The sequence below is a fragment of the Streptomyces deccanensis genome (assembly GCF_022385335.1).
GTDB lineage: Bacteria > Actinomycetota > Actinomycetes > Streptomycetales > Streptomycetaceae > Streptomyces > Streptomyces deccanensis.
Genome location: NZ_CP092431.1, coordinates 1,624,080 through 1,636,801 on the forward strand (window position 1 = coordinate 1,624,080; position 12,722 = coordinate 1,636,801).

General features: G+C 72.3%; 11 protein-coding genes. 4 read left to right on the plus strand and 7 right to left on the minus strand.

What is annotated here, in order from left to right; translation table 11 throughout:
- Nucleotides 1-66: 66 nt before the first annotated feature.
- Both ddaH and rocD read left to right on the plus strand, forming a co-directional pair.
- The gene (gene ddaH, locus L3078_RS07205) at nt 67-897 is read left to right on the plus strand and encodes a dimethylargininase (protein ID WP_239752200.1); all 831 of its coding nucleotides are present in this window, start codon (nt 67-69) and stop codon (nt 895-897) included.
- Nucleotides 894-2,120 (plus strand): ornithine--oxo-acid transaminase, encoded by a 1,227-nt coding sequence (gene rocD, locus L3078_RS07210; RefSeq protein WP_239752201.1) that lies wholly within the window; start codon nt 894-896, stop codon nt 2,118-2,120. The genes ddaH and rocD overlap by 4 nt, the downstream gene beginning before the upstream one ends.
- 24 nt (nt 2,121-2,144) lie before the next feature.
- Here the strand turns inward: rocD and L3078_RS07215 are convergent, their stop codons facing one another.
- Nucleotides 2,145-4,256, minus strand: coding sequence for a SpoIIE family protein phosphatase (locus L3078_RS07215; protein ID WP_239752202.1), 2,112 nt, complete (start codon nt 4,254-4,256; stop codon nt 2,145-2,147).
- A gap of 382 nt (nt 4,257-4,638) precedes the next feature.
- Here L3078_RS07215 and L3078_RS07220 point away from each other — a divergent pair, with 382 nt between their 5' ends.
- Both L3078_RS07220 and L3078_RS07225 read left to right on the plus strand, forming a co-directional pair.
- On the plus strand, nt 4,639-5,358 hold the full coding sequence (locus tag L3078_RS07220) for a lysophospholipid acyltransferase family protein (protein ID WP_045562358.1): 720 nt from the start codon (nt 4,639-4,641) through the stop codon (nt 5,356-5,358).
- A gap of 115 nt (nt 5,359-5,473) precedes the next feature.
- Nucleotides 5,474-6,499 (plus strand): NAD-dependent epimerase/dehydratase family protein, encoded by a 1,026-nt coding sequence (locus L3078_RS07225; RefSeq protein ID WP_239760243.1) that lies wholly within the window; start codon nt 5,474-5,476, stop codon nt 6,497-6,499.
- Nucleotides 6,500-6,571: 72 nt separating this feature from the next.
- Here L3078_RS07225 and L3078_RS07230 read toward each other — a convergent pair whose 3' ends face one another.
- From L3078_RS07230 to L3078_RS07255, 6 genes are all read right to left on the minus strand, one after another.
- Nucleotides 6,572-8,161, minus strand: a complete 1,590-nt coding sequence (locus tag L3078_RS07230; protein WP_239752203.1) for an alpha/beta hydrolase — start codon at nt 8,159-8,161, stop codon at nt 6,572-6,574.
- Nucleotides 8,162-8,325: 164 nt separating this feature from the next.
- The gene (locus L3078_RS07235; protein WP_239752204.1) at nt 8,326-9,123 is read right to left on the minus strand and encodes an urease accessory protein UreD; all 798 of its coding nucleotides are present in this window, start codon (nt 9,121-9,123) and stop codon (nt 8,326-8,328) included.
- The gene (gene ureG, locus L3078_RS07240) at nt 9,120-9,803 is read right to left on the minus strand and encodes an urease accessory protein UreG (RefSeq protein WP_239752205.1); all 684 of its coding nucleotides are present in this window, start codon (nt 9,801-9,803) and stop codon (nt 9,120-9,122) included. The genes L3078_RS07235 and ureG overlap by 4 nt, the downstream gene beginning before the upstream one ends.
- A 208-nt stretch (nt 9,804-10,011) precedes the next feature.
- Nucleotides 10,012-10,686 (minus strand): urease accessory protein UreF, encoded by a 675-nt coding sequence (locus L3078_RS07245; RefSeq protein ID WP_239752206.1) that lies wholly within the window; start codon nt 10,684-10,686, stop codon nt 10,012-10,014.
- Complete coding sequence (locus L3078_RS07250) at nt 10,686-12,407, minus strand: urease subunit alpha (protein ID WP_239752207.1); 1,722 nt, start codon at nt 12,405-12,407, stop codon at nt 10,686-10,688. The genes L3078_RS07245 and L3078_RS07250 overlap by 1 nt, the downstream gene beginning before the upstream one ends.
- A complete protein-coding gene (locus L3078_RS07255) occupies nt 12,400-12,711 on the minus strand; it encodes an urease subunit beta (protein WP_033529028.1) in 312 nt (103 codons plus the stop codon). Before L3078_RS07255 ends, L3078_RS07250 begins: the two co-directional genes overlap by 8 nt.
- Nucleotides 12,712-12,722 lie beyond the last annotated feature (11 nt).

The following is a 12,722-nucleotide window of genomic DNA, read 5'->3' on the forward strand; positions in this document are numbered from 1 at the left end:
CGCCTGGGCCGATTCCTACCGTGGTGTCATCCCCGTCGACACCGTCAGGAAGCGGAGAAACCCTCTGTGCCCGACAGCCGTGTGCCGCGCCTTCGGCGCTTTCTCGTCTGCGAACCCAGACACTTCGCCGTGCAGTACTCGATCAATCCGTGGATGCATCCGGACACCCCCGTGGATGTCGACCTCGCCCAGGACCAGTGGCAGGAGCTGATCCGCGCCTATCGGGCCCATGGTCACACCGTGGACTCCGTGGAGCCGGTGGCGGCGCTGCCGGACATGGTGTTCGCGGCCAACTGCGCGCTCGTCCTCGGCGGCCGTGTCCTCGGCTCGCTGTTCCACGCGCCCGAGCGACGCCCCGAGTCCACCGCCTACGACGCCTGGTTCAAGAACGCCGGGTACGAGGTGTTCCGCTCCGAGGCGGTGTGCGAGGGGGAGGGCGATCTGGTGCCGACCGGTCGCTATCTGCTCGCCGGGACCGGCTTCCGCACCACCCGTGAGGCGCATCGCCTGGCGCAGGAGTTCTTCGGCGTCCCCGTGATCAGCCTCCAGCTGGTGGACCCGCGTTTCTACCATCTGGACACGGCGCTGTTCGTCCTGGACGACGGCGGCGACGGCTCCGCGGGCAACATCGCCTACTACCCGGAGGCGTTCTCCCCCGGCAGCCGCGCGGTCCTCGCCCGCCTGTACCCGGACGCGGTGATCGCCACCCGCGAGGACGCCATGGCCTTCGGCCTGAACTCGGTGTCCGACGGCCGCCATGTGTTCATCTCGCCCCGCGCCAAGGACCTCGCCGACCAGCTCGCCCGGCAGGGCTACGTTCCCGTCCCCGTCGACCTGTCGGAGTTCCAGAAGGCCGGCGGCGGCATCAAGTGCGTCACTCAGGAGATCCGCTCATGACCGCTCCCGTCCGCGCACGTTCGTCGGCCGACCTCATCCGTGCCGAGGAGCCCGTCCTCGCGCACAACTACCACCCGCTGCCCGTGGTCGTCGCCCGTGCCGAGGGCACCTGGGTCGTGGACGTCGAGGGCCGCCGCTATCTCGACATGCTGGCCGGCTACTCCGCGCTCAACTTCGGCCACCGCCACCCGGCGCTGATCGAGGCCGCGCACCGCCAGCTCGACACCCTCACCCTGACCTCGCGGGCCTTCCACAACGACCGGCTCGCCGAGTTCGCCGAGTCGCTGGCCGAGCTGACCGGCCTGGACATGGTGCTGCCGATGAACACGGGCGCCGAGGCCGTGGAGAGCGCGATCAAGGTGGCCCGCAAGTGGGCGTACGAGGTGAAGGGCGTCCCGGCCGACCGGGCGACGATCGTGGTGGCCGACGGCAACTTCCACGGCCGGACCACGACGATCGTCAGCTTCTCCACGGACCCGGTGGCCCGGGACGGCTTCGGCCCGTTCACGCCCGGGTTCCGGGTGGTCCCGTACAACGACCTCGCGGCGCTGGAGGCGGCGGTCGACGAGACGACGGCCGCCGTGCTCATCGAGCCCATCCAGGGTGAGGCGGGCGTCCTCATCCCGGACGACGGCTATCTGCGCGGGGTCCGCGAGCTGACCCGGCGCGCCGGTTGTCTGTTCATCGCGGACGAGATCCAGTCGGGCCTCGGCCGCACCGGCCGGACGCTCGCCGTCGAGCACGAGGACGTGCTGCCCGACGCCGTCCTGCTCGGCAAGGCGCTCGGCGGCGGCATCGTGCCGGTGTCGGCGGTGGTGGCCCGTCGTGAGGTGCTGTCGGTCCTGCGGCCCGGCGAGCACGGCTCGACGTTCGGCGGCAACCCGCTCGCCGCGGCGGTCGGGTCGGCGGTGGTCGAGCTGCTGCGCACCGGGGAGTTCCAGCTCCGGGCCGCCGAACTGGGCGGCGTGCTGCGGGAGGGGCTCACCGAACTGGTCGGCCGGGGCGTGGTCGGCTTCCGGGCGCGCGGACTGTGGGCGGGCGTCGACGTCGACCCCGCGATCGGCACGGGCCGCGAGATCAGTCACCGGCTCATGGAGCGGGGCATCCTGGTCAAGGACACCCACGGCTCGACCATCCGTCTGGCGCCGCCCCTGACGATCACGGGGACGGAACTCCGGTCGGCGCTGGGGACGTTGGGGGAGGTTCTGGGCGAGGCCTCCTGAGCCGCACCGCACCGCCGAGTCCGGTCATGGCTCGGCGGTGCGGTGGGGCCGGAGCAGCAGCAGGGCGATGTCGTCGGTGTGCCGGCCGGTGCGGTGGGTGTGGTGGACGAGGTCGTCCACGAGTCGGTGCAGCGGGAGGTCACCGGACTCGCCGAGGTGGTCGGCGAGGTCGGCGATGGTCCGGCCGATGTCGGTGCCGGGGTCCTCCACCAGGCCGTCGGTGTAGAGGGCGAGCAGCGTCTCGGGACCCAGGGACAGCGTGGTGAGCGGGTAGGCGGGCGTCCCGATGCCGATGCCGAGCGGGGGGCCGGGGCGGATGTCGACGGGACGGGTGCGGCCGTCGGGCGCGCGCAGGAGCGGTGGGGGGTGTCCGGCACCGGCGAGGGTGGCCCGGTGACGGGCGAGGTCGAGGTGGGCGTACAGGCAGGAGACGAAGCGGCCGGCGTTCAGGTCGGCGAGGTCGCGGTCGGTGCGGGTGAGGACCTGGTCGGGCGTGGCTCCGGCCGTGGCGTGGGCGTGGACGGCCATGCGCACCTGTCCCATGAGGGCGGCGGCCGCCATGTCGTGCCCCTGCACGTCTCCGATGACCGCGGCGGCGGTGGTGTCGGTGAGGCGGATGAGGTCGTAGAAGTCGCCGCCGACGTCCATGCCGTGGCTCGCGGGGAGGTAGCGGGCGGCGACCTCCAGGCCGGTCACGGTCGGCAGGGCGTGCGGCAGGAGGGTCTGCTGCAGGGCGTGGGCGAGGTTGTGTTTGACGTCGTAGAGGCGTGCGCGGTCCAGGGCCTGGGCGATGAGCCCGGCGAGGGGCGTGAGGAGGGAACGCTCGGCGGCGGAGAAGGGGTGGGGCTCGTCGTAGGCGAGCAGCAGGCAGCCGATGGGGTGCCCGGAGCTGAGCAGGGGCAGGAAGGCCCACGCGTGCTTGTCGGAGATCTGCGGGGCTCTCGGGTAGAGGCGGGCGAGTTCACCGCGGTCGGCGAAGAAGGAGGCGGCTCCGGTGGTCAGCGCGCGCCCGGCGGGGGTCAGGTCGGCGTCCGTGGGCAGGCCGTCGAACTGCTCGATGACGGCGGGGTCGTAGCCCCGGGCCCCGATGATCTGGATGCGGCCGGCCTGCGCGGTGGACATGATCATGCCGTGGGCGCCGAAGGCGGGCAGGATCCGGTCGGCGACCAGGTCGACGACGTCCTGGACGCCGACGGCCTCCGTCAGGGCCGCCGCCAGCGCCATCAGCAGGTGGATGCGGCTGTGCGTCGGGGTGCCGGTGAAGGTCGGCCGCCCGCCGAGGGGCCGGGAGGACGGGTCCGGGGCGATGAGGACGCTGGTACCGCTGTCGTCCGTCTGGAGGCGGAGGTCGAGCCACTGGTTCGGGGGCCGCAGGACGGTCAGGGCGACCGGCTCGCGGCTGCTCATGGCGGTGCGGTACGCGTCCATGTACGCGATGTTGTCGAGCCAGGTCAGTGACTGCCACGGTCGTGTGCCGAGCAGTTGTTCGGCCGGTCTGGCCAGCAGTCCGGCGGCCGCGGCGTTCACGTAGGTGATGCGGCCACCGAGGTCGAGGGCGAGCGTGCCGAGGGGCAGGCGTTCCACCAGCCGGGCCGCCTCGGACCCGGATTGCGGTACCGCTTCCGGGCGGTCGGGGCGGACGAAGCGGGGCCGCTTGGGGATGGGCGGAGGCAGGGCGGCCCCGTCCAGTACGCGGGCGATACGGCGGGCACCGGCCATGATCCGGCCGCGCTCCCGGCGGCTGAGGACCGGTGACCGGCCCGGGGACCACATCAGCAGCAGGGCGCCCCGGCAGTGCCGGATCCCCGTGAGCGGGACGACCGCGAACGCGACCTGGTAGGGGATGCTCGCCGCGACGCGCGGATAGCAGCGGGCCAACTCGTCCAGTGAACTGACCCAGACGAGCCGCTCGTTGCGTATCGCGTCCTGGGTCGGGCCGTGGACGGCGTAGGGGGCCCGCCACCACGGCGCGAAGGCGTCGACCGGGACACCGCACAGGGCGATCAGGCCGAGGACGGCCTCGGCCGGGTCCAGGACGTAGACGCCCGCGGACCTGGCGCCCGTACGGCGCACGATCGCCGCCAGGGTCTCACCGAGCGGATCGGCCGCACCCGGCTCCGCACCGGGCCCGGTCATTCGGCGCCACGCCCTACGCGCATATGCCGACGCTAAGCCCGCCCACGGGAGACGGCATGTCGATCAGGCGGCGACGCCGGCCGGGGGTACCGGCGGGAGCGCGCGTGCGGGTGTCACGGGTGCGGCGGCTGCCGCCACGCCCCCACGGCCACCAGCCCCCTCCCCGCGACCCCCTCCCCCGGCTGCCGGTCGACCCCCGCTGTTCGGTTTGCTCCGGCCTCCTCCCGGTGACGTGGCACGTCGGGCTACGATCAATCGTCGACACGCAGGACGAGGCCCACCAGCGCTCATGCGCCTGACGCAGCGTCAGCGAGGTCAGCGAGGAGTCCTCGTGAGTCCGAACACGTCCACAGAGCCGATCCGGTAGCGCGAGGGAGACGCCGTGTTCTATTACCTGCTCAAGTACGTGCTTCTGGGCCCCCTGCTGAGACTGGTCTTCCGGCCTCGCATCGAGGGCCTCGAACACGTGCCGTCGTCGGGCGCCGCCATCGTCGCGGGCAATCACCTGTCCTTCTCGGACCACTTCCTCATGCCCGCGATCCTCAAGCGCCGCATCACCTTCCTGGCGAAGGCCGAGTACTTCACCGGCCCGGGTCTCAAGGGCCGGCTGACGGCGTTCTTCTTCCGCAGCGCCGGGCAGATCCCGGTCGACCGCTCCGGCAAGGACGCGGGCCAGGCCGCCATCCGCGAGGGCCTCGGCGTGCTGAGCAAGGACGAACTCCTCGGCATCTACCCGGAGGGCACCCGCTCGCACGACGGCCGCCTCTACAAGGGCAAGGTCGGCGTCGCCGTCATGGCGCTCAAGGCCGGCGTGCCCGTCATCCCGTGCGCCATGATCGGCACCTTCGAGGCGCAGCCCCCGGGCAAGGTCATCCCCAACATCCACCCCGTCGTCATCCGCTTCGGCAAGCCCCTCGACTTCTCCCGCTACGAGGGCATGGAGAACGAGAAGGCCGTGCTGCGCGCCATCACCGACGAGATCATGTACGCGATCCTCACGCTCTCCGAGCAGGAGTACGTCGACCAGTACGCGGCCGTCGTGAAGGCGGAGGAGGCCGCCGCGGCGAAGGAGCGCAAGTTCCCGCGCATGCCGCTGAGTTGAGCGAGCCCCCGGCGGAGCAGCCCGGGTCGGGACCCGTCGGTGTTCTGCCGGTGGCAGAGCAGCGCGACGCCCGGTACCCGGGCGCCGTACGGTCGGGGCCATGACACGACGTGCTGTGGTGATCGGAGCGACGGGACAGATCGGCCGACCGGCCGTGGCGGCGCTGGCGCGCGACGGGTGGGCGGTGACGGCCGTCTCGCGGGGCGGCGGCCGCGACGACGACTGGCCGGAGGAGGTACGCACCGTCTCGGCCGACCGGGGCGACGACGCGGCGCTGTCGGCCGCGATCGGTGACGGCTGCGACGTGCTGGTGGACGTGGTCGCGTACGGTCCCGAACACGCCCGGCAGTTGCTGTCGTCGGCCGACCGGGTGGGCTCGGCGGTCGTCGTCTCCAGCGTCTCGGTGTACGAGGACGACAAGGGCCGCAGCTTCGACACCCAGGCGGAGCCGGACGGCTTCCCCGTCTACCCGCTGCCCCTGCCCGAGAGCCAGCGCACGATCCGGCCGGACGACACCTCCTACAGCACCCGCAAGGCCGGCCTGGAACGTGAACTCCTCGCCGAGGGCTACCGGTTGCCCACGACCCTGCTGCGCGCGGGCGCCATCCACGGGCCGCACTGCCGTACACCGCGCGAGCTGTACTTCGTGAAGCGCAACCTGGACCGCAGGCCGCGCCGGATCCTCGCCCACGGCGGTGCGAGCCGCTTCCATCCGGCGAGCGTCCACAACATCGCCGAGCTGATCCGGCTGGCCGCCGCCCGGCCCGGTGCGCGGGCGCTGAACGCCGTCGACCCCGACGCGCCCACCGTCGTGGAGATCGCCGCCGCCGTCGACGCGGTGATGGGCGTACGGGCGGAGAACGTGCTCGTCGACGGCCCCGCCCCGTCGCCCACCGTGGGCGAGACCCCGTGGACCGTGCCGGCGCCGGTGGTGTGCGACATGTCGGCGGCCGAGCGGGAGTTGGGCTACCGCCCGGTGGTCCGGTACGCGGATTCGCTGCCGGAGACGGTCGCCTGGATCGAGGGCCGACTCGCGGGCGGACGGGACTGGCGGGAGGCGTACCCCAGGATGGCCGAGGTGTACGGGGACCTCTTCGACTACGCGGCGGAGGACGCCTGGCTGGCGGGGCGGCAGGTGTGAGCGCATGAGCGAGGGGGCGACCGGTGCCGGTCGCCCCCTCGCCGCTTCCAGGGCCCTACGGCCCTTCGGGTCCTACGGGGTCGGCGTGGCGTGCGGGGCGCACTTCACGTCGGCCTTGCCCACCTTGCCGGTGAGCAGGTAGGTGTCCACGCGCTCGTTGACGCACGGGTTGACCAGGCCGGTGACTCCGTGGGAGCCGGCCTTCGTCTCCGTGATCAGCCTGGAGCCCTTGAACCGCTTGTGCAGTTCGACGGCGCCCTCGTACGGCGTGGCCGCGTCCCGCTCGGCCTGGACGATCAGGACGGGCGGCAGGCCCTTCCTGGTCTTCACGTCCACCGGGGTGTACTGCTTGGACGGCCAGGTGGCGCACGGCAGGTTCATCCAGGCGTTGGCCCAGGTCATGAACGGGTGGTTCTTGTGCAGCCGGGTGTTGTCGCGGTCCCACTTCTTCCAACTGGTGGGCCACTTGGCGTCGGTGCACTCGACCGCCGTGTAGACGGCGTTGCCGTTCTCCGAGGCGGCGTTGCCCGCCGTGTCGGAGAGGTCCGGGGCGGCCGCGTCCACCAGCGCCTGGGTGTCACCGGCGGCGTACTTGCTCCACACCTGGGCGGTGGGCGCCCACGCGGAGTCGTAGTACGGGGCGCTCTGGAAGAAGGAGATCAGCTCGGCCGGGCCGACCAGCCCGCCGAGGGGGTTCTTCTTCGCGGTGGCGCGCAGCTTCAGCCAGTTCGCCTGCACCTTCGCCTGGGTGTCACCGAGGTGATAGGTCGCGTCGTGCGCCGCGACCCACGTCGTCCAGTCCTTCCAGCGCGTCTCGAAGGCGACGTCCTGGTCCAGGTTGGCCTGGTACCAGATCTTCTCGCGGGAGGGGTTCACCACGCTGTCGACGACCATGCGGCGCACGTGGTTCGGGAAGAGGGTGCCGTAGACGGCGCCGATGTACGTGCCGTACGAGACACCGAGGAAGTTGAGCTTCTTCTCCCCGAGGGCGGCCCGGATGACGTCCAGGTCGCGCGCGGTGTTCGGGGTCGTCATGTGCGGCAGCATCTCGCCGCTGCGCTCCTTGCAGCCGGCCGCGTACTTCGCCGCGAGCCCGCGCTGCTTGCGCTTGTCGGCCTCGGAGTCCGGGACCGGGTCCATCTTGGGCGCCTTCACGAACTCCTGCGGATCGGCACAGGAGATGGGCGCCGACTTGCCGACACCACGCGGGTCGAAGCCCACGAAGTCGTAGGCCTTGGACGTGTTGACCCACAGGGGGTTCTTGGTCGTGACCCGGCGCGGGAAGCGCAGGCCCGAGCCGCCCGGGCCGCCGGGGTTGTAGACGAGCGCGCCCTGGCGCTCCTCCTTCGTACCGGTGCTGCCGATCCGGTCGACGGCGAGCTTGATCTGCTTGCCGTTCGGCTTGGCGTAGTCCAGCGGCACGGTGACCCAGCCGCACTGGATGGGCTTCTCCAGCCCCCAGCTCTCGGGGCAGTCCTGCCACGTGATGCCCTGCTTCGCCGCCTTGGCGGCGGCGACGGCGACACCCTTGGCCTCACGGTCCCGCACGCTCGTGCCGTCCGCGGCGCCGGCCGTGGGAGCCGTGACGGCACTGGCTATCAGGGTCGCCGTGACGAGCAGTCCGGCGGAGCCGAACGCTCCCGCCCTTCTCGTCGGCCTCATACCTCTCAAGAGGGAACTCCCCGTACATCGTTGCGAAGTGTCGAATGGTCACGGGGATCCTCGTGCCTGTGAGGCACCTGAGAACAGGGGCCCGACGCGTTCTTTACTAATCCGATAACCGGTGCGGAAAGTCCCGTTCAGCGGAACTCAGGTCTCACGCCTCCTCAGCCGTCCAGCTCGGCGAGAGCCTGGTCCAGCACACGCCGCAGCCGCAGCGCGTCGGGTGCGAGCGCGCTGACGAGGACCGCGGGTCCGGCGAGCGGAGTGAGCGCGGCGGTCTCCCCGAGCACCCTCGGCTCGGGCAGCTTGTCGACGAACTCCGGCCGTACGACGAGGAGTTGTGCCAACGCCCGGTGCCCCCCCAGCACCGCGGGCCCGTCCCAGCCGCCCGGCGCGCCGGGCCCGCACCCCACCTCCTGATCGAGCAACGGCCGCCCGTCGAGCAGTACGGTGAGCCGACTCCGCAACCGCCCCGGCCGCTCCCCCGCCCGGCCGAGCACCTGCTCCTCGCGGAACACCAGCCGGGCCCCGGGAGAGAGGTCGACGCGCGTCGACACCGCCAGATCGCTGCCCTGCGCGGAGATCAACTGCTCCGGCAGCCACCGCAGTTCGCCACCGTCGGCCACGTCGATCCGTACGTCGTAACGGGCCTCCCCCTCGGCCTGCCCGGGCAGCGCGATCGTCGCGGCGGCCGACCCGACGTCCAGCCGGGCCCCCTCCCCGACCTCCGCCTCGACGGCGAACCGGTCCCCGCCGAGCGGCCCGCTCATCGCCCCGACCAGCATGACCCGCGCCGCGTCCCCACTCCCCCGGGTACGCCGCAGCGCCAGGGGCCCGTCGCTCTCCAGCACGGGCAGGGCCGTACCGCCCCGCCCGTCGGCGCGGGCCGCGATGCGCGCGGTGGCCCTGACGCCGGTGGTCCCCCTGTTCTGCTGTGCCGCAGCCCCTCGGAGAGCCGTCATGCCGTCCACGCCGCGAGCTTCTCCCGCACCCAGGCGGCGACCTCGCCGACCCCGGCCTCCTCCCGCAACGACTGGAACACCACCGGCAGTTGCGCGCGCTGCGCCTTCGCGTCCGCGGCCATCCGGGCGAGGTCGGACCCGACGTACGGCGCGAGGTCCGTCTTGTTGACGACGAGCAGGTCGGCGGTGGTGACTCCGGGCCCGCCCTTGCGGGGGATGTCGTCGCCGCCGGCCACGTCGATGACGAAGATCTGCGCGTCGACGAGCCCCTTGGAGAAGGTGGCGGTGAGGTTGTCGCCGCCGGACTCGACGAGGATGAGGTCCAGCGGGCCGACCTCGTCCTCCAGGTCCTCCACGGCCTCCAGGTTGGCGGAGATGTCGTCCCGGATGGCGGTGTGCGGGCACGCCCCCGTCTCCACGGCCGTGATCCGCTCCGGCGGCAACACGGCCTCCCTGAGCAGGAACTCGGCGTCCTCCCGCGTGTAGATGTCGTTCGTCACGACCGCGAGCGACAACTCGTCCCGCAACGCCCGGCACAGCGCGGCGACGGTCGCCGTCTTACCGGACCCGACGGGCCCCCCGAGCCCCACGCGCAACGCGCGCCGGCTCCCATCGGGCCGGTGCGCGTCCGCGCCGATGGCTGAGGGGCCGTCGTGGGAGTGGGTGTGGTCCAGATGCATGTCTGCGGCTCCTTCTTGGGATGGGTGGGAGGACGGGTGCCCCTGGCAGGCCTCCGGCCTTTCGGGCCGAAAAGCACGGGGCGCAGCCCCGCTTTTTCAGGGGCGCGGGGAACTGCGCGACCAGCCCCCACCGGACGGACGCCTGGGGGTCAAAGGGGCGCAGCCCCTGGTGGATGGGACGGGTAGGGGCGGCGGGGGCGAACCCCGCTCAGGACGCGAACAACCGCACAGGCCAAGCCGCATGCACCTCCGCACTGATCTCCAACAACGGCCCGGAAGCCACCGGCAGAACCCCCACCCCACCGGCCCCCACCCCCCGCGCCGCCTCAACCGCGGCCGCCCCCACCGCATCCATCTCGGCAGCCAACCGCGCCAACACCCCCGTCGCCTCGAACGGATCGAGACTCAGCAACCGCACCGTGGCGCCGGCGGCCCCACTCACACTCTCGTACACGGAGCAGTACGCCGCGTCGTCCGCCCCCAGCCCGGCCGCCCGGGCCGTCACCCCCAGCACGACCGGCTGATGCGCCCCCTTGGGGAACACTCGCGCCACCGCGTCCAGTTCCCCGGAGGGCCACGTGGCCCGCGCCGCCCGCATCAACTGCCGCCCCAGCTTCCGCGAGGCGACCCGCAGCGCGAGTGACGGCGTACGGGCGTCGGCGGCCACGTCCAGCTCGACCGGGTCGACACCCAGCGCGGCGGCGGCCGCGAGAGACGCCGACACCAGCCCGACGGTGTGCAGACGCCCCCGGCAGAACGCCTCCAGCCCCTCCGCCCCGGTGATCAGCCCCGCCTTGACGGCCGCCTCGGCCCCGCCGGAGTGCGCGTGCCCCCCGGCGGGAAAGCGGCCGTCGGCCAGGACGAGAAGAGTCGCCCGGGACATCAGAAGAGGAAGTAACGCTGGGCCATGGGCAGTTCGGCGGCCGGTGTGGCCTCCACCAGCTCCCCGTCGATGTGCACGGCGAAACTGTCGGGGTCGACGCGCACCTCGGGCCGCGCGTCGTTCTCCCGCATGTCGGCCTTGGTGACCCCCCGGGTCGACTCGATGGCGACGAACCGCTTCCCGAGCGCGAGCCGCTCCGGCAGCCCGTCCTCGATGGCGAGCGGCGCCACGAAGTTGAACGAGTTGGAGGCGGGCGCCCGCCCGATGGCCCCGTACATGGGACGCGGCAGGATCGGCTGCGGGGTGGGGATGGAGGCGTTGGCGTCGCCCATCTGCGCGTACGCGATCTGGCCGCCCTTGATCACGAGCTGGGGCTTCACGCCGAAGAACGCGGGCTCCCACAGGACGAGGTCGGCGAGCTTCCCGCTCTCCACGGACCCGATCTCCCGGGCCAGTCCCTGCGCGAGCGCCGGGTTGATCGTGTATTTGGCGACATAGCGACGTACCCGTCGGTTGTCCGCCCGCCCGTCACCGGGCAGCGCGCCGCGCCGCCGCTTCATCACGTGCGCGGTCTGCCAGGTCCGCAGGATGACCTCGCCGACCCGGCCCATGGCCTGCGCGTCGGAGGAGATGATCGAGATGGCGCCCAGGTCGTGCAGGATGTCCTCGGCGCCGATGGTCGACGGCCGGATCCGGGACTCGGCGAACGCGAGATCCTCCGGCACGGCCGCGTTCAGGTGGTGGCAGACCATCAGCATGTCGAGGTGTTCCTCGGCGGTGTTGACGGTGTAGGGCCGGGTCGGGTTGGTGGAGCTGGGCAGCACGTGCGGCTCGGAGACCACGGTCATGATGTCGGGCGCGTGTCCGCCGCCCGCGCCCTCGGTGTGGTACGCGTGGATGCCGCGTCCGGCGATCGCGGCGAGCGTGTCCCCCACGAAACCGGCCTCGTTGAGGGTGTCCGTGTGGATGGCGACCTGGATGCCGGTCCGTTCGGCGACGGTCAGCGAGGCGTCGATGACGGCCGGGGTCGAGCCCCAGTCCTCGTGCAGCTTGAGGCCGAGGGCGCCCCCGCGGATCTGGGACAGCATCGCCTCGTGGGAGACCGTGTTGCCCTTGCCCAGGAAGCCGATGTTGAGCGGGTACTGCTCCATCGCCTCCAGCATCCGGGCCAGGTGCCACGGGCCGGGGGTGACGGTCGTGGCCTTCGAGCCCTCCGCCGGGCCCGTGCCGCCGCCGACCAGGGTCGTGACACCGGACGACAGCGCCTCGTCGGCGATCTGCGGGCAGATGAAGTGGACGTGGGCGTCGATGGCGCCGGCCGTGACGATCCGCCCGTTGCCCGCGATGATCTCCGTCTCCGGGCCGATGACCAGGTCGGGGTGGACCCCGTCCATGGTGTCGGGGTTGCCGGCCTTGCCGATGCCGGTGATCCGGCCGTCGCGGATGCCGATGTCGGCCTTGACGATCCCCCAGTGGTCGATGATCACCGCGCCGGTGACGACCGTGTCCGGGGTGCCTTCTGCGCGCGTAGCGCGGGCCTGGCCCATGGATTCACGGATGACCTTGCCGCCGCCGAACACCGCCTCGTCACCGGCGAGTCCGGGTCCGCCGGAGCGGTCCTCCTCGATCTCGATCAGCAGATCGGTGTCGGCGAGCCGGATACGGTCACCGGTGGTCGGGCCGAACAGGTCGGCGTACGCGGCACGCGAGATCTCAGGCATCGAGGGCACCTCCGGTCTCCCCGCGCAGTCCGGGCACGACACGGGCGCCGGTGAGCGGTACGAGTTCGACGTCGACGGGGATCCCGGGCTCGAAACGCACGGCGGTGCCGGCGGCGACGTTCAGCCGCTTGCCGCGCGCGGCGGCGCGGTCGAACTCCAGGCCGGGGTTGGCCTCGGCGAAGTGGTAGTGGGAGCCGACCTGGACGGGCCGGTCGGCGGCGTTGAGGACGGTGAGCCGGGTGACTTCACGGCCCTCGTTGTAGACGATCGGGTCCGAGGCGAACAGGATCTCTCCGGGAATCACGGGCGCTCCCC

Coding starts and splice junctions, on each gene's coding strand:
- rocD (WP_239752201.1), top strand. CDS start 894: ATGACCGCTCCCGTCCGCGCACGTTCGTCGGCCGACCTCATCCGTGCC.
- L3078_RS07215 (WP_239752202.1), bottom strand. CDS start 4,256: ATGACCGGGCCCGGTGCGGAGCCGGGTGCGGCCGATCCGCTCGGTGAG.
- L3078_RS07230 (WP_239752203.1), bottom strand. CDS start 8,161: ATGAGGCCGACGAGAAGGGCGGGAGCGTTCGGCTCCGCCGGACTGCTC.
- L3078_RS07235 (WP_239752204.1), bottom strand. CDS start 9,123: ATGACGGCTCTCCGAGGGGCTGCGGCACAGCAGAACAGGGGGACCACC.
- ureG (WP_239752205.1), bottom strand. CDS start 9,803: ATGCATCTGGACCACACCCACTCCCACGACGGCCCCTCAGCCATCGGC.
- L3078_RS07245 (WP_239752206.1), bottom strand. CDS start 10,686: ATGTCCCGGGCGACTCTTCTCGTCCTGGCCGACGGCCGCTTTCCCGCC.
- L3078_RS07250 (WP_239752207.1), bottom strand. CDS start 12,407: ATGCCTGAGATCTCGCGTGCCGCGTACGCCGACCTGTTCGGCCCGACC.